This is a genomic window from Acinetobacter sp. UBA2063, assembly GCF_002333245.1.
Classification (GTDB): domain Bacteria; phylum Pseudomonadota; class Gammaproteobacteria; order Pseudomonadales; family Moraxellaceae; genus Acinetobacter; species Acinetobacter parvus.
Genome location: NZ_DDAH01000037.1, coordinates 1 through 18,165 on the forward strand (window position 1 = coordinate 1; position 18,165 = coordinate 18,165).

At 41.8% G+C, this 18,165-nt stretch carries 12 protein-coding genes; 5 read left to right on the forward strand and 7 right to left on the reverse strand.

From position 1 onward, the window contains the following. The first annotated feature begins 349 nt into the window (after positions 1-349). Complete coding sequence (gene hemB / locus B4H32_RS01750) at positions 350-1,363, forward strand: porphobilinogen synthase (protein ID WP_004682770.1); 1,014 nt, start codon at positions 350-352, stop codon at positions 1,361-1,363. Between the two features lie 391 nt (positions 1,364-1,754). Next, positions 1,755-2,876 (forward strand): glycine oxidase ThiO, encoded by a 1,122-nt coding sequence (gene thiO, locus B4H32_RS01755; protein ID WP_286799446.1) that lies wholly within the window; start codon positions 1,755-1,757, stop codon positions 2,874-2,876. Here the strand turns inward: thiO and B4H32_RS01760 are convergent. Both B4H32_RS01760 and B4H32_RS01765 read right to left on the reverse strand, forming a co-directional pair. After that, complete coding sequence (locus B4H32_RS01760; RefSeq protein ID WP_286799447.1) at positions 2,862-3,767, reverse strand: TIGR01777 family oxidoreductase; 906 nt, start codon at positions 3,765-3,767, stop codon at positions 2,862-2,864. The two genes, thiO and B4H32_RS01760, sit on opposite strands and share 15 nt — an antisense overlap. Positions 3,768-3,842: 75 nt before the next feature. Beyond that, on the reverse strand, positions 3,843-4,289 hold the full coding sequence (locus B4H32_RS01765) for an ABZJ_00895 family protein (RefSeq protein WP_004682773.1): 447 nt from the start codon (positions 4,287-4,289) through the stop codon (positions 3,843-3,845). A gap of 390 nt (positions 4,290-4,679) precedes the next feature. Between B4H32_RS01765 and B4H32_RS01770 the strand changes: the two genes are divergently transcribed. Next, on the forward strand, positions 4,680-5,333 hold the full coding sequence (locus B4H32_RS01770; protein ID WP_286799453.1) for a hypothetical protein: 654 nt from the start codon (positions 4,680-4,682) through the stop codon (positions 5,331-5,333). 58 nt (positions 5,334-5,391) lie between these two features. Here B4H32_RS01770 and B4H32_RS01775 read toward each other — a convergent pair whose 3' ends face one another. The 5 genes from B4H32_RS01775 to B4H32_RS01795 are packed head-to-tail and all read right to left on the reverse strand — an operon-like array spanning position 5,392 to position 13,041. Further along, positions 5,392-6,174 (reverse strand): crotonase/enoyl-CoA hydratase family protein, encoded by a 783-nt coding sequence (locus B4H32_RS01775; RefSeq protein ID WP_004777338.1) that lies wholly within the window; start codon positions 6,172-6,174, stop codon positions 5,392-5,394. 12 nt (positions 6,175-6,186) lie between these two features. Further along, positions 6,187-7,401 (reverse strand): Wadjet anti-phage system protein JetD domain-containing protein, encoded by a 1,215-nt coding sequence (locus B4H32_RS01780; RefSeq protein ID WP_004799659.1) that lies wholly within the window; start codon positions 7,399-7,401, stop codon positions 6,187-6,189. Continuing rightward, complete coding sequence (locus tag B4H32_RS01785) at positions 7,394-10,771, reverse strand: ATP-binding protein (protein ID WP_286799463.1); 3,378 nt, start codon at positions 10,769-10,771, stop codon at positions 7,394-7,396. Before B4H32_RS01785 ends, B4H32_RS01780 begins: the two co-directional genes overlap by 8 nt. Next, on the reverse strand, positions 10,771-11,562 hold the full coding sequence (locus B4H32_RS01790) for a DUF4194 domain-containing protein (RefSeq protein ID WP_004769647.1): 792 nt from the start codon (positions 11,560-11,562) through the stop codon (positions 10,771-10,773). Before B4H32_RS01790 ends, B4H32_RS01785 begins: the two co-directional genes overlap by 1 nt. 12 nt (positions 11,563-11,574) lie before the next feature. Then, positions 11,575-13,041, reverse strand: coding sequence for a DUF3375 domain-containing protein (locus B4H32_RS01795; protein ID WP_286799466.1), 1,467 nt, complete (start codon positions 13,039-13,041; stop codon positions 11,575-11,577). 211 nt (positions 13,042-13,252) lie between these two features. On the opposite strand from B4H32_RS01795, the gene B4H32_RS01800 reads away from it, so the two are divergent. Both B4H32_RS01800 and B4H32_RS01805 read left to right on the forward strand, forming a co-directional pair. Further along, positions 13,253-14,503 carry an exonuclease SbcCD subunit D gene (locus tag B4H32_RS01800; RefSeq protein WP_414630943.1) on the forward strand — a complete coding sequence of 417 codons (1,251 nt, stop codon included), beginning with the start codon at positions 13,253-13,255 and terminating at the stop codon, positions 14,501-14,503. Between the two features lie 9 nt (positions 14,504-14,512). Further along, the gene (locus tag B4H32_RS01805) at positions 14,513-18,109 is read left to right on the forward strand and encodes an AAA family ATPase (protein WP_286799467.1); all 3,597 of its coding nucleotides are present in this window, start codon (positions 14,513-14,515) and stop codon (positions 18,107-18,109) included. Positions 18,110-18,165 lie beyond the last annotated feature (56 nt).

Sequence of the window (18,165 nt, forward strand, 5' to 3'; positions counted from 1 at the left end):
TTGAGATGTGTCATAGTATTCGTCGTTAGAAAACAATTATTGTGACATTATTTCAATGAGTTATCTATTTTTGTCGTGTACAGAGAAAGGATTTACAAAGTTGCTTTAACACCACAGCATGATCTACTTCCACACCCAACTGAATATTACCCGTCCAGTTTTTCTTTACATCATTCATACGCTGCCAACATCCAAAGGAACGATAAACATCCCACTATTTTGTACAAATCTAAAATTATGGGGCTACAATAGCGAGGTTCTTTCATTGGTTCAGGCTGCCAAGCTCTCCCCAGCATGCCTTAAATGAGCCAATTATTTCTATAGTGTAATACTGAACATCGAGATTGTTATGACTTATACGTTCAATCGTCCAGCTTTCCCTGCGACTCGCATGCGCCGTATCCGTAAAAATGACCAGCTCCGTGCCATGGTCAGCGAAACACAACTCACAGCTAATCACTTGATTTATCCAGTATTTGTACTACCAGGCCAACAACAAAGCCAGGATATTCCAAGCATGCCAAATGTGCAGCGCCTGTCTGCCGATTTATTGCTCAAAAAGGCGGAAAGCCTGCTGGAACTTGGCGTATCCAAACTTGCCCTATTCCCCGTAACCCCACAACAAGATAAAAGTTTAATGGCGGAAGCGGCCTGGCATGAAGATGGTCTGGTTCAAAACACCTGCCGCCTGCTTAAAAAAGAATTGCCTGAAATGGTGCTGATCACCGATGGCGCACTTGATCCATACACCACACATGGTCAGGACGGTATTATTGATAATACAGGCTATGTACTGAATGATGAAACGGTGGAATGCCTGATCAAACAGGCATTGAGCCATGCCGCAGCAGGCGCGGATGTGGTCGCACCAAGTGACATGATGGATGGCCGTATTGGTGCGATTCGTCAGGCACTTGAGCAAAATGGTTTTATTTATACCAATATCATGGCGTATTCAGCCAAATATGCATCCAGCTTTTATGGCCCATTCCGTGATGCAGTCGGTTCAGCCAGCAACCTCAAAGGGGGCAATAAATATAACTACCAGATGGATATAGGCAACCGTGCCGAAGCCCTGCATGAAATCGCCCTTGATATTCAGGAGGGTGCGGACATGGTGATTGTAAAGCCTGGTATGCCATATCTGGATATTGTGCGTGAAGTCAAAGATACCTTTGGTGTCCCAACCTTTATCTATCAAGTCAGTGGTGAATATGCGATGCTTGCGGGCGCAATTCAAAATGGCTGGTTATCGGACAGTGTGATTCTGGAATCCTTGATGTGCTGCCGTCGTGCAGGTGCAGATGGCATCTGGACGTATTTTGCAGAAGAAGCAGCACGTAAACTGAAAGAGATGAAATAATTATTGCTAGTTCAATATAAGAACTTATGTTGAAACTGGATACACGGAAACGTCATCCACAATTGTTCGAGACAGGACGACACTAAAAGAATGCCGTTTCTGCGACCCATTCAACAAGCTGATGGTAGTCAACGAGTTTTGTGGTGAGCTGCGATTATAGCAGCGCAAGATGCCTTTCTTGCGAAGCGTTGCTTCTCATTTGGGCGAAACCAAAGTAAGTCCAGCCTGAGCAAGCCAAAGCGACTAAAGCTTTGGTGAAGCGCAAGACGAAGTGGCTTATCCTGAAATATAATGAGAACTCGGCAAGACTCCACCATGCATATCATTAATAGTAATTCTAAAATAGTTTAAATTAAGCTGAAATTAAACTATGACTTTGGTTTAGATTTTTATGCATATCGCCATCATTGGTGCAGGCATTAGTGGCTTAATGACTGCACTGGAGCTTGCTGAACAAGGCTGCTCAGTTGATATTTTTGATCAGCATCAAGCGGGTCAGGCTGCTTCATGGGCGGGTGGCGGTATCCTCTCCCCCATGTATCCGTGGCGATATGCACCTGAGGTCAACCAACTCGCGCAATATGGCAAATCGCTGTATCAAATGTGGAATGAAAAACTGCTGCCGATCACAGGCATTGATTTTCAAATCCACGATACAGGCATGCTGATTTTTGACCGAGAAGATTTCGACATAGGGTTAAGTTACGCAGCCCAATTCAATGAACCGATGCAGCAATGCGACCTGCTCAATCGCAAGCAACTTGAACGGGTTAATCCGCATATTTCAGCACAATTCCAGCAAGCGATTTATTTTCCACAGCTCTCCAATGTACGTAATCCCCGTCTATTACAATCGCTGATTGGCTATTTAAAACAGCATTCTTCAGTGCGTTTTTTTGAACATTGCCCGATTGAAAAACTGATCATTCAAAATAAAAAGATACAAGGTGTACACACCGAAGATGGCAGAAACTTTAGTGCAGATCATGTTGTGATGAGTTGTGGCGCATGGAGCCAGCACTGGTCAGAACAGGTTCAACGAAAAATCTCTGTGCATCCTGTACAAGGCCAAATGCTACTGTTTAAAACGCCTGAAAACTGGTTGCCCACCATGTGTATGAATCGGGTAATGTATCTGATTCCACGTCAGGATGGTCACATTGTTTGCGGTTCAAGCATGGCAGATTGTGGCTTTAGCACCACAGTGGATGAACAAACACAACAAGATATTTTAACAGCCTGTCTGGAAATGGTGCCTAAGCTGGAACAGTTCCCGATTGTGCAACGCTGGGCTGGGTTACGTCCTAGCTCCCCTCATGGCATTCCGTATATTGGCGCAATGCCTGAAATAGAAAACCTATGGGCCAATTTTGGACATTTCCGTAACGGACTGTGTATGGGAGCAGGTTCAGCACGTTTACTGCGCCAGTTAATGCTAGGACAAGAAACCCTTGTTTCGCCAATCGCCTATTCACCAGAACGCTTAAAAAAACAGGATTTAATCTCTTCCTAAAATTTCGCTCAAGGCCGATTTCAGGTCGGGATATTGAAACTGGAAACCTTGGTCCAGCAATGCTTTCGGTTTTACATACTGACCATTTAAAATCAACTGGGATTGCTCCCCCAAAGCCAGTTCAAAGACACATTTCGGCATTCGAATAAAAGGCCTACGTTTTAAAACCTGCCCTGCGACCTGAACAAATTCTTGCTGATTGGATTGCTCAGGCGCAACCAGATTATAAACCTGTTGCTTATTGTTCGATTGCAGCAGAAAAACCATTGCATTGAGTACATCCTGAATATGAATCCAGACAATTGGCTGCCGTCCTGAACCAATCTTGCCTACCGCATTTAAGCGAATGGGTAACAGCATTTGCGGTAAAATCCCTCCATTTCCAAACACAACGCCCAATCGAATAATCTTGGTATTTTGCTGGGTAAATTTTAGTGCAGTTTGTTCCCATGCCTGACAAAGCTCAGACATAAAAATGGTTTGCGGTGGTGTGTTTTCATCACAGATGGCTGTCCATTGTTCTTGTGGATCAATGCCGTAATAGCCAATCGCTGAACCTGAAAGAATGCATTGTGGGAAAATCTGCTTTTGCTCCAGCCACTCGTACAACCTTTGGGTCATAGAAACCCTACTTTCAATGAGTTGTTGCTTCCTCTGTTCCGTCCAGCGTTTTTGCCCAATATTTTCTCCAGCTAGATTGATCACATAATCAATCTTTTGGGAGCTCATCTGTTCAAAGTCATTTACCCAAGTTAAATCTGGATGATCAGAAACTTTATTCTTTTGCCGAGTGAGCGCAATGACCTTGTATTGCCTTTCCAATAAAAATGGCAACAGATAGGAACCGATAAAACCACTGGCGCCCGTGATCAGGACAGTTAATTTTTGCATCACACAACCTTTATAAAATGATATGCATCCTAGTCTTGGCAAAATTGGCATGAATTACAAGTGAAGTTTTTTATCCTAATTAAACATCTTGTTTGCCATTCTTTGTGCTTGTGGTCCATAAAACCAGTAAGTAATTAAAAATAAGGGTAAGGCAATCACCAACCACATGCCTAACACCGTGATAAGGAACTGTGGCTGTTTTAAATAGAGTAAGAAATTCTGCCAGATTTCAGGGTCTTTACCCGAAAACATAAATAAACCAAGTAATAAACCACAAATGTTATATCCCCAAAAAATCAGGGTAAATCCAAAAGCTAGGCATTTCTTTTCCTGCGCAGTTGGGGCGCGGCGCTGTTGCTTTAAAAACCTGAATAAGACAAAAATAATCGCGATTAAATAAGGAACAGCGGTAAGCACACCACCAATACTATTGGGTAGAATTGCTGCCAATACCCCAGCAATCAAAGTTGAAACCAGACAAATAATAAAAAACCAAATATAGTACAAACGCAATGAAATCATTAACATAAACCTAGCTAGAGCGGTTTCGAGAAATAATTATAATTTTTTTTCACTTTTTTTTCATTTTTATGTCAACCAATCCTCAACTATCACCGTTATATAGGGTATTAGGTCGCAGCAACCGATTGGACATTGCACGGCACCCGCAACGTTTTCGGTGACCTTTCATTATGACTCTCCAATCTTTGTCTGTGCTTTTGTTAGCAGCCAAAATGCAGATTAAGATTTTGACCGACGATTCCTCATCACTCGAATCGTCGGTTTTATTTTTTTAGATAGCCTTAAAATATTTAAGATCATCATTTCATTAATATTTAAGAAATGAATATGAATGTAAAATGTCAGTGTTATACTAAAATTTCATAAAATTAAAATAGTTAAGTTTTAAAAATGAAATGTCCAAACTGTCAAACAGAAGTGGCAAACGACAATATCAATATTCAAAGTGATATGGGTAAATGCCAGGCATGCAATCACCTGTTTCGTGTTTCAGAACATTTCGACATGCCTGCATTTGCATTTGACCTGAACCAGCCTCCTAAAGGGGCCTGGTATAAAAACAATATGCAGGAAATTAGGCTTGGGGCAACGCTAAGAAGTCCAATCGCGTTCTTTCTTGTGCCATTTATGCTGATTTGGTCAGGTGGGTCATTGGGTGGTATTTATGGTACTCAAATCGCAAAGCAGCAGTTCAGCCTTTTACAAAGCCTATTTGGGATTCCATTTCTGCTTGGCACATTATTTTTTGGATTCATGACCCTCATGATGACATTCGGCAAAGTGGAACTAAGCATTGACCGTCAAGGAGGACGTGTTTTTACAGGCATTGGAAAAATAGGAAAATCCAAATCTTTCCAATGGCATGAAGTGACCAGAATCCGTGAGAATTATGTCGCCAACTCATCCAACAAACAGCAAGGGCAAATCTTTATTGATGCGGCTCAACCCATCCGTTTCGGTCTAGGGCTTTCTCAGGAACGACATTTCTACCTGTTCCATGCCCTCAAAAAAATCCAGTCACAATATAAACCTGAACGAAGATAAACCGATTTAAAATTATTCACCGATACTCCCTCATGGCATGAATTGTCAATTCTGGTTTTTATTGCCCTTTAAACTGTGGCAAACGTCTCTCCAGCATGGCACGCACTCCCTCTTGTGCATCTTGCGATGCAAATAATGGTTTGAGATAACTGTCCATGTTCTGGAATGCAAAAGTCTGTCCCTGTGTCACCGCATCGGTTGCCGAAGCCAATAAGGCCTGTACAGCAAGCGGTGCAGCAATACAAATTTCTTTGGCAATTTCGATGGCACGTTGCAATTGTTTACCATTTTCAACAATCTCAGACACAAGATTCAGTTGATCAGCCGTTTTGCTATTAAAGGTCTTACCTGTTAACAAATACGGCATGGCCTTTTGCCAACCTGCGGCTTGCACAAAACGCACTGTTGCGCCTCCAAAAGGCATAATCCCACGTAGCACTTCAAGCTGACCAAATACCGTGTTTTCACTGGCAATCACCACATCGGCATTCAGCATCAACTCCACCCCAGCGGTATAACAAATCCCTTGTACTGCGACAACGACAGGCTTTGTTCTGTGCCGCCCACCAACACCCCAGGGATTAATTTGGCTTTCCTCAAAATTAAAAATGCCCTGTGGAATTTTGGGTTGTAATTCAACCAGGTCCAGACCTGCCGTGAAATGATCACCATGTGCAAAAATCACGGCGCAACGTAATTCAGGATTGTTCTCATATTCGGTTAAAGCCAGAGATAAATCCTCAATCATATGACTATCAAAGGCATTTCGTTTTGCGACCCGATCCAAACCAATCAACATCATGCGATCAATAATTTCGCGGCTTACTTTTCCTGAACTCATTTTTGTATTTCCTCATTTTTTTAATAACTTCGACTCTACTGTCAAATATAAATTTATCCAGTCATTGCTGATTCGTTCCTGTTCCAGTCGCTTATTTTTATAGCAATTCTTTCTTAAAGCATGAAACAAACTCAACTCTTCTGCTGTTAAATATTGCGGTTCGCTAAAGACAGAATCAGGTTCATCGACCATTTTATCCTGAAATTGCAGTACTGTGGCTTCATCCATCATTAAAGGAATAACATCCGGAATTTTTTGGCGTACCATGCTCAGGATATTTAAACCCTCTGAATCCAGATCACCCCAGTAATAAACTTTTTTATGTTGTAGCCAAGCCGCATTGAGCCATTTGATATTTTTACCGCCGCCACAGACCACGATACTGTTTTCCAACATAGGTAAGGCTAAACCTGACTGAATATTTTCAACCACAATAATATGTTGGGCAGGCAATTCAAATTCTGTCAATACATCAGTCGAAAGCTGAAAGACTGGAAATCCACCCAATGATTGTTGCACTTTGGCACATAAGGGTTTGATCATTAGCCAGCCTTTAGGATGATCCAGACAATTAAGCCAACTGAGTAATCCACCTGTTGCTTGTATTTCGCCTTGATGCAAGACATCACAAATAGCTTCCACAAAAATCAGATTTTTTTCTAAAAATTTGGTATCGACATGCTGTAAAGGCAATGCTCTTAAATAATGCCCTGCGCCCATATTTGCTTTAAGCTGGGCAATCAAGTGGATCAGTAATTGCCAATCATGTTCAGGGTATTGTTCAATCTGTTCTAAATATTCAATTAATGTAGAAAATAGTGCATATTCTATATGTGGCTCTACAAATAGCTGTTGCAACAGAAAGGAAATTTTGTCTGAAATTTTTTTAAGTCTCTGTTGCTGTCCTAACAACTCCACCATGACATCTAATGTAGGAATGACCAGTTTGACAGGGACATGCTGTGTTGCCAACTGTTTAAATTGACGTTGTTGCCATTCCACCAGATCAGGATAGGCAAAATTTTTCCATGTCTTAAAAAATGTATGGAAATGATCTATATCTGCAAATGCCTGCTGACCTGTCGGGGCTTTGAGTGAAAGTACAATCGGGAATGGACGTTGATGGCGCAAACGTTGTTTTAAATGCCGTGGATGATCCCATTCTTTCTTGCGTAACTGAGCGATGGCATCATCAGGCAAAATTCCCCATGCTACTGTTTTAGCCATGAAGCTCAATTCCAAGTTGCTGCGCCTCGGTGGTTATGGTCTGTTTGCGTTGCTGCATCCGTTCATCAATCTCTTGCCATGTGACTTCACATAAATGACTTTCATGTTGGTCAATATCACGTTCAGCAATCAGTAATGATCGGGCAGATTCACGTGCCAGATTCAGGTTTTTATAGGGTGTAATCAGATTGACATGTATTTTCAGTGCCTTAAATACTTTTAGCACACGACGACTAACTGCTTCAGCGGTATTGGAAAAAGCTTCATCTAAAAATACAGTGCTATAAATCGGGTAATCATAACCATCAGGTGTCAATACATAAGCTAAACTTGCTGCGACAATGGTACCTGCAAAGGATTCTTTTTCACCGCCTGATTTTCCACTAGAGGATTCCAACACATCCCTTATTTCACTTGTTTGCGCATCCACTTCTTCGGCATGGAATGACATTTGATAACGAGGATCAAGCAAACGTAAACTTTCCTGATTATTGGCAGTTGCCGAGCTACTGGCTCTGTCCAAAATCGCCATTAACTCCGCCAAGTGTTTAAAACGACGTTCATATTCTTCACTATTCACGCCAGATAAAACCTGTTTTAAACGTTGTTCGAAATCGTGTACATGTGGATATTTTTCTTTCTTATAGCCCAGTCTTAAATAGCTGCCGAGCTTAAATTCCGTGCGTTGTAATACCTGATTAATCATGTCAATTCGGTCAATGATTTCTTCCCGATTTGCATTCAATTTATCCTGAATCACACTTAAAGACTGAGCGGTGTGTTTATGCAAACGTTGCTGGAATTGCTCAACCAGATTCGGCAAACCCTCCTGCTGTAATTCCTGCAAATAGGCAACATAATCTTCTAAAGCAGCCAGCCCTATCGCCCATTCTCTTTGTAAAGGAATATGTGCCCATTTATCTTTACTGCGGAATGACACCATAATGCCATTGGCTGTATTGCTAAGCGTCGTTTTTTGGTCATTTGCCTGCTCAATTAAACGCTCAAGTTTTCGTTCGGCTTCTGCCTGCAACGCATCATCTAGTTGTTTGACTTCGCCTATCCGTTGTTTCAATAACTGTCGAGCATCATCACTGATTCCGTGCTCGGCTGCTTGTTGTGCTTTTTGCTGTTTTAACTGGGTATCACGATGTTGCTGTTCTAACTGACCTCGGATTTTTTGTGACTCACCTTTTTGTAAGCGAATCTGTTTGAGCTCATTTTTTGCATCTTCCCAACGCTGGCGAGCCTGTTCAGCATCAGAATCTGCCTGCTGTAAACGCTGCAAGTCCTGTTGGGTTTGTTGCTGACGTTGTTGCCAATACGGTAAATTAATAGTATCCCATTGATAACGCTGCAATCTTTCCCACAAGCCTTTTTGCTGATTCACATTATTAAGTAACTGCCGAGCTTGTTCAATCTGTTGGTACTGTTGTTTAAACTGTTGTTCTAACTGACTATATTCATGTTTAAGCAAGCTTAGACGAGAGGTGTTGGAAAAGCCCAGACACCATGCTTTACGATCATCAATACGTTGTTGGTCTTTTTTCTCAAAGCGTCCTCGTTCCAAATGAATCAAGCCCTGTTGGGTCATGGAAAATGGCATATGATCCAGTGTTTGGGTATCACTCACGCAATTTAAATCAAAACGCTGTAAATGCTGTTTTAACCAGTCACGATAGGCGTGTTCTCGCCAAAGCAATTTACCGAGAAAACCATTGTCTTTAAAGTGGACATGCTCCACCTGTTTTAGATTGACCACCTGTAAACGCACATGGGTTTTATTATTGCGTGCATTGACCCATTTGGTCACCATGGAATAACGATCCTGTGGCACAAGTAAGGTGGTTTTAAGTCCACCTAACGCTCGCTCAATCGCTCCCTGCCATGCTTTTTCGTGCTCTTTAACATCAATCAATTCGCCAATAAACATCAGTTCATGTTCATCAAAAGATAAATGCTGTTTTAATTCATCACGTAAACGCAATAAATGCACATCATGAATATTACTGTCGGGTCTGGCTTCAATTTCCTGAATATCTGCCTGAATATCCTTGAGCTGTTGTTGGGTTTGTGCGTATTTGCCACTGATTTCAGCAAATTCATCCTGACGTTGCTTGGTATCCTGTTCAATATTGACCAGTTTTTCGGTCGCAATGCCCTGATTTTCCAGCAAAGCATGCTCGGTTAAATCATCCGCAAGTTGTAACTGTCGGGCATCGTCCTGATAACGAGAGGCTTCTACAACCAGACTTTTAAGTTTATCTGTAATAAAACCCAGTTCTTTGTGCAGATTTTCAATCTGATGACCACCCAACTGTAAATATTCCTCATGACGACGTTCCTGCCGTGTCTCTGCATCCTGTTCCAGTTGTTCAATCTGCTGAAATTGTTGTTTGAGTTGTAGCAATTCCTGTTCAAGCTGCTGTAACTTTTCAGTCCATAATGCGGCAAATAATTCACCAAAATAAGCAGCAATCGATTGTTTTTCCAAATGAAGCTGCGCTAAACGCTGCGTCAATTCGGCAATTTGTTCAGCACATTGTGGCAAACGCTCTAAATGCTCCACCTGTTCACGCGTATCCACCAGATGCTTATAATTGGCTTCCAAATCAGCAAATTCATTCACCGCCGTTTGTGCAGTTTCTCGTAAATTACTCGGCTCTAACACCAATTCCCGAATCAGCTTGGTTAAATCATCAATTTTCTTTAAACCCAATGCTCGGGAAAGTAATGCAGGTGCATTCTGATTGTCCATAAATAAATATTTACGGTACATATCCTGATAGCTTTTAAAATCACTTTCAAAATAATGAATACGCTGATCTGTCTTGGGATTAAAATGCTGTTTCAGTTGGCGTGTATTACCATCGGCAAAAATCTCTAATACTTCAGTCAGTAACACATTGCGACTGGCTATCATATATAAACGATTGACATCACTGAGTGAATTTTTGCCTTGTCCAAGCCAAAACAAGCCAATCAGGGTAATCTGAGAACCATCCTCTGCAATATACAAGGCTCGTAGTGCCGTGGTTACAGCTTTTTCTCGTTTACTTTTGACTTTGGTAGTGGAACCATCATGTTCAGAGCCGTAACTGCCACGCATATAGGTCACTAAAGAACGATCTGAACGGTCACCCTGTGCGGCTGCTACGTTAAAACTGGCTTTGCTGGCAGGTTGTAACAATGCCATCAGTCCATCAATAAAGGTAGATTTACCAGCACCATTGTCACCTGTAATCAACGTCCCTTCAGGATCAATTCGGGCTGTATGTAAATTATGGAATGAGCCCCAGTTAAACACGGAAATCTCAGCCAGACGAATTTGTCCCTGAGCAAATAAAGTATCCAAAGTCATTTCTTGCATTATACCTTTCCTTTATTCTGCTCGCATTGATGCATAGCTGCTTTATCTGCCAGTTGCTCATATTCGGTCAATAAACTTTGTAGAAATTCAGCATTGACCACATAACGGATAATCGGTGTAATTTCATAACGCCCATCCTCACCTCGTATTACACTGAGAATTTTCTTTTCACTGAATTTATCTAGTGTGCCACTTAGTTTTTTACGGTCTTTACTGTCATGATTGGTAATCGGAATAAAAGGGGTCAAACTTGCCTGAATTCGTTCCAGATCAATAATAATTTTTTGCTCACCTGCGGTTTCCCGCTCCTGATAATATTTCCGTAAAATGAGTAATACCAAAGTGTCATATAAGGTTAAGGTACGCTTTCGAATCAGCGTAGGGAAATCATCCGATAATGCTGTATCGTCATTTTCATCATTGATGTTTTCAGTATTAATAATATACGCCACGCCCTGTTTGGCATCTAAAACCAGTTGAATATATACTTCGGCAAGATGCTGGCGAATCACTGTTTCATAACGACATAACACATCAAACAGTTTTAGATTTTCAGCTGCCAGAATCGTTCCCTGTCGCATCAAATAGACCAAAACCCGTCTGGCTTCATGCGGCATACTAGATAGTTCATCACTTAGCTGTAAATCGTTCTCCATCTCTTGATCTGCTTCAACTTCTATCAGTTCATCTTCGACTTCGACTTCGGCGATGCGCTGCGGTTGAATATCATGATTTTCGTCTGATGTTGGGCGACGCACCCTATCAAAAAAACTGCTCTCTTGTGGTTGCATGTCTGTACACTCTTATAATGCCAATTCATCTAAATTTTCAGGGAATAATTCTGCACTTAAATAATAGGTCGGGATACGGGCTTGTAGATTCACGCCATGTTGATCCTGAAATTGAATCTGCTCATTTTGTTCTGTTAATTGCGGCGCTTTAATGGCTTTGGCAATTCGTAAGTATGCCACCAATTCCTCCAGACCTGCCTGTAATGGATGTTCTTGGGTTAAATGTGCAATACTCATACCCCCTTTTTTCAGCAATGTATGGCGTGCTTTCTCAGCAACCTCTCGTACCTGTACACTGTCCAGATAGTGCAGCATTTGATTACTCGGTTCTTTACGATTTTGTTGTTGCTGTACGCCACGTGTATCCATGTGTTCATTCGGACTTTTCAAAGCAAAATTTTCAGGTGAGCTGATCTGAACCGAACCGACTGCGAAATCCACCTGCATTTCGGTTTTTAAATCGCACTGCTGTTCCAGTGTTAAATTCACTGCCTGTTTTTCCAGTTGCGATAGCAAACGCTCGATCATACGATTTTCCAGTGCAGCTCCACTTTCAATATATGCCCGCAATCCCTCTTCAGTACGGCGACGCACCTGAAATACCCGACCACTTTCCCGCGCCAGTTCACGCATGAGCTGTCCTAGATATTTCTTTTGTGCTTCAGTAAGTTGCTGTGCTACAGGGTGATTGAGCATACTGCGTAGTTGTTCCCGAAACTCAGTGGAACGATCCTGATCCTGTAATAATTGACAGAAACCATCAAAAGCACTGCCAGCATCGCTCTTGGCAAGTAATTGCTCTTTTTGCATCAATGCCAGTAACACTTCACCTCGTGAAGCGTTGCCCTCAATCATATCAATTCTTAACTCTTTATCTAACTGACGAATTTCATCTTCAACTCGCCTAAAATCACCTGTCAAAATAGAAGCCAGTTGATAAATTTCCCGAATCCGTTCTCGTTGCTCCGTTTCATTGAGCTGTGTCACCACCCCTGCATGCAAGTCATCAATTTCTTGTTGAATCTGGGCTTTCTTTTGTTCTAATAAGCTTACCCGATCATCAATACTGTCGCTAATGGCCACCACGAAATCCCGTACTGCATCCTGTACAATTCTCAAATGTGAGGCAGTGGTACTGCTATGACGCTCGTCCAGATTGCGACAAAAACGCAATACTGTTTCACTGGCATCAGTCTTGCTGAGCATGTCGTCCATTTCACGCAACCAGCCTGCCTTAATCCAGCTATTTAAATAATAGGCTGCATTATTTTCGGTTTGCCACAATCCCTGTTCGCGACTATATTTAATAAATTCATCCAGTAAGCTTCGGGCACGACCATAGGGAACTTCGGTTTCTTCGACAAATAAATCGGCAATAAATGCTAAAATGTGTGGCGCATTTTCTGCTCTTAATAATTTCCAGACTGGACTTTCATGATATAAACGGCGGTAAGTTGCCTGTATCCCCTGAATATTCATATTTTCTCATACATCATGAATATAAAAACTTATCATATCAATAATTCAGTCAACTCTATAGTTGACTGAATAAACTCAACGACTCAAGATGTCGTAGTTATAAAAAATACATTTTTAAGCATCACTTTTATCTTTAACCATTATTTTGCAAATTGTCATGTACAATTTTATGCTACCTTATTCCCATACAAAAATAGGGATTTTCTATTTCATGACCGTGCATTTTTTTCATACGTCTGACTGGCATTTGGGGCAATTCTTTTATAATCATTCCCGCCATTATGAACATGAACAATTTCTGACATGGTTACTTGAACAAATCAAACAGAAACAACCGCATGCCTTGCTGATTGCAGGCGATATTTTTGATGTGATTAATCCAAGTTCTCAGGCACAAAAACAACTGTATCAATTCCTCGCCGATGCGCATGAACGCGCACCGCACATGCAAACTTTAATGATCGCAGGCAATCACGATTCAGGCTATCGAATTGAACAGGTTGAGCCATTATTAGCGAAATATAATGCCAAAACTGTGGGTGTGATTCGCCTGAATAAAGAAAATAATTTAGATTTAGATCGTTTAATTTTGCCAATCTACGATGAACAAAAAGAGGTTGTCGCGTGGTGTATTGCCCTGCCTTTCTTACGCTCTGCGGAGATTACAGGCTTTAATGAACATACCACTAATAGTCAAAATGCCATTGCCTACTTACATCAACAACTCATTGCCGAGGCAAAACGGCGCAAAACAGATGATCAGGCCCTAATCCTGATGTCACATGCCCATATGCAAGGGGGGGAAACTTCAGATTCAGAACGGCCAATTATTATTGGCAATGAAGAAGCACTTTCGACCAACCTGTTTGATGACAGCATTGATTATGTGGCGCTCGGACATCTACATAAACCGCAGAAAGTTGGGCAAGATCATATTCGGTATAGCGGTTCCCCAATTCCCTTGTCCTTTAGTGAAATCAACTATAAGCACCAAGTGGTTGAAGTCACGATTGACTCGACCAAACCAGAAAATAAGCTGGATTTTGAAGCATTGGTCATCCCACGAAGTATTCAACTGCATAAAATTAAAGATGAACTCACAGCGGTCATGCAGCAGCTTAAAAACCTACCCAGTGGCCCTATCGAAAATATTGACCATCGAGAATATGTCGATATCGAATATCATACGGCGATTCCTCCACAGCCGAATTTGCGCCAACAATTCGAAGATGCCTTGCCGAAAGATCGCTACCGTCTGGTGCGTATTTCCAGACAATATTTATCGAATGAAAATAATGCTAAAAACAAGCAGAGCATTAGCCTAGAGCCACCGACACCAGAAAAATTATTCCAGCAGATCTGGGAGAAAAAGGGCTATCACGCAGACGATGAAGTCACCAAAGATTTCTTAAGTCTGGTGAATGAAGCACAAAAAAAACTTGAAGATGATCAAAGTTCTTAAGGACATGCCATGAAAATTTTATCGATTCGACTAAAAAATCTGGCATCTCTTGCAGGTGAGCATTTTATTGATTTTGAATGTGATCCTTTAGCCCATGCAGGCTTGATCGCGATTATCGGGAAAACTGGTGCAGGCAAATCCACCATTTTAGATGCCATGTGTCTGGCCCTGTTTAATAAAATTCCTCGCCTTAAAGAAAGTGACGGCAAGCTTCTGGACGTAGATGGTTCTGAACTGCTGACCAACTCTCCCCTGACCGTTTTACGTCGCGGTACAGGACACGGCTTTGCTGAACTGTGTTTTGTGGCACAAGACCAAAAACATTATCAGGCGCGTTGGGAAATTAAGCGTGCCCGTGAAAATGCCAGTGGGAAATTGCAAAGTGTGCAGCGCTCGCTCAAATGTCTGACCGATGGCGTGGTGATTGCAGATAAAAGTAAAGCCGTCGAAAGCCATATCCAGCAAATTACCCAACTCAGTTTTGAACAATTCACTCGTGCCGTTTTACTGGCACAATCGGAAGTGACCGCATTTTTAAAGGCGCGTGATACTGAACGAGGCGAATTGCTGGAATACCTGACCAACTCAAGTATCTTTGCCAAAATTGGTCAACTGGCGTTTGAAAAAACCCGTGAAATGACCAACCAGCGCAAACAACTGGAAAATGTTTTAGGTCATATTGAAATCCGTTCCGAGGAAGAAATTGCAGCCATACAAGTGCAATTCCAACAGACACAACAACAGGTCCAGCAGCTTGAAACCGAGCGGACTCAACTCAAGCAACAACAGCAATGGTTTGAACAACAACAAAAGCTAGAAAGTGAAATCACCATCAAACAGCGGCAGCATGAAACGCAACTCAATGCCCATACTGCCCTCGCAACAGATCGCCAGTTGCTTGAACAATTGGACATCTTTTCTGACATTCGCCCTGTTGTGTTTCAACAACAGCAAATCCAAAAAACACTGCAACAACTTGAGCCGCAGCTTCAACAAAAACAGCAACATTTTAGTCGCTTAACCACAGAATTTGAGCAGGAAAAAGTCTGCTATATGCAAGCGGAAACGGCGCTGCAACAATTTCAAAATTTTGAGCTGCAACATCAAGATGAGTTGAGTCAGCTACGTAAATACGTTCAGGAACGTGACTATATTGCCGAAGATTATAAAAAAACCAAAAGCAGACTGACGCACATCGAAACCCAGCAACAACCTTTGCTACAACAGCAGCAACAGCTTGAGCAGAACATCCAGAATATAGGCACACAACAGACCTGCTGCCTTGAGCAATTACAGCAAAGTGCCCACTTCTCAACTTTGGATAAGGGTCTGCATGCCCATGTACAACAATTAGAGCAGTTTATTCAGCATTATCAAAAAGTTGAAAATACGCTGGGGAATATTCAACAAGCTCAAAGCAAACTTGAGCAAGATAAAAGCCAACTTGATCAATTAATCTCGCAGTTTGGTACAACGCAGCAGATTGATCACACCCTTGAGCAGAAACAGACACAGAAAGAGCAAGTGTTGATTCAGCTAAATCAACTGGATGTGATTCAACAAAAACTACAACATCATTTTCAATTAAAAAATGAAGTCTCAGAGCTGCAACACAAATTAAACACCATACAAGTCCAGTATCAACAGCTCGAGCAAAATACTCAAAAAGCAGAAAGTGAATTTCAGGCAGCAAAAACCGAGCGGGAAAAATTACAGCAGGTCTTGCAACAGCAACGCTTACTCCATGCCGAGAATATTGAACATTTACGTGCTGAACTGAAACAAGGTGAAGCTTGTCTGGTCTGTGACAGTACTGAACACCCCTATCGTGAGGATGAAAGTCCTGTTTCGAAAGCCTTATATGCATTACAGCAACAGCAGGAACAACAGGCATTACAGCAAGAGCAACAATGCTTCCAGCTTTGGCAGACTACACAGCAACAATTCACCCAGCTTCAATCTGAGCAAAAACAGCGCCAAACCGCCTTGCAACAAACTCAGGAAAAATTAAATACTCAACAGCAAGAGTTACAGCAATATTTGACTCAAACGCATATTCAACTCGATTTGAATGTTTCGCAACCTGAACTTGAAGTTTATCTGCAAGGCTTAAATACCCAATCTGCACAGGCAAAACAACAAATTGATCAGGAATTACAACAGCTCAATCACGCCAGTAAACAGCAGTTTAATCTAAACCAGTCTATCCAGAACACGGCCTATCAACTGGAAACCGTACAGCAGTTACAACAACAGATTCAGCATATTGTGGATTGCCTGGATTCACATGAGAAAACACTTTGGCTGGAACAACCATTAGTACAATCAAAACAGATTGTGCAGCGTTTAAAGCAACGCCTGCAACAGCTTGATCATGCGGACGGACTAGCTAAACAGCAACAGCACAGCACACAACAACTCAATTTATTAATATCAAATCTCAATGCTTTGAACACGCAACATACTGAGCTAAATCAGCAATTGCAGGACATTGCGAAAAAGGGTCAACAAAATAGTGAGGATGCCAATCAACTCATTCTGGCCATGGCAGGTTCAACAGAACTCAAAGCCAATGAATGGTTGCATCAACATGATCAACAGCGCCAGCAACTGCAGCATCAATACCAGCAGCTAAAACAGAATTTCGAACAGGCACGACAAAGCTTTGAGCAACACAAAAATGAACTAGAGCAACTCAAAGCACAGCACCAGCACAACCAACAAACATTCACGCAATGCACAACAGAAATCGGTGCATGGTTGACGCAGCACAGAGATTTTGAAGAGCAGCAACTCAGTCAATTGCTAGCCATTTCTTCAACGCAGGAACAGCAAATCCGCTTAACGCTACAAAATGCGGATCGTGTCTTGAGTGAGGCCGCTTATGCGCTTAAAACTGCGCAACAGCTATTCAATGAACACCAGCAACAGCAACCTGAGATTCAACATGAACAACTGACCGAACTGATTCAGCTAAATCAGGACAAACTGCAACAGCAGCTTGAACAACGAGATCAATATAAAGTTCAGCTTGAATTGCATCAGCAAAACCTTGCCAAGCAAAAACAGTTTGCAGATCAAATTCAACAGATACAACAGCAGGAATACCGCTGGAATAAAATTTCCAGTTTGATTGGCGATTCTAAGGGCAAAGATTTCCGTGATTTGGCCCAACAATATAATCTGGATATTTTGCTGGAATATGCCAATCAGCAATTGGCGATGTTATCGCAACGTTACACATTAAAGCGCCTGGATAACTCGCTTAGTCTGGCGATTATCGATCATGATATGGATGGTGAAACCCGTTCAGTGGCTTCTCTTTCTGGTGGGGAATCATTCCTCACTGCCCTTGCAATTTCATTGGCGATTGCCAATATGGCCTCAGGTTCCATGAAAATCGAATCACTATTTATTGATGAAGGTTTTGGCACGCTGGATGCATCTTCGTTGCATATGGTGATGAATGCGCTGGATCAATTACAAAGCCAAGGGCGTAAAGTCATTTTAATTTCACATATTCAGGAAATGCATGAACGGATTCCTGTGCAGATTCAGGTGCAGCCGATGGGTTCTGGTTCAAGTCGGATTGAAGTAGTGGGTTAATATGCAGTAACCCAACGCTTCATTTAAAAACTGGCAAACCCAACTTGGCATTTTGT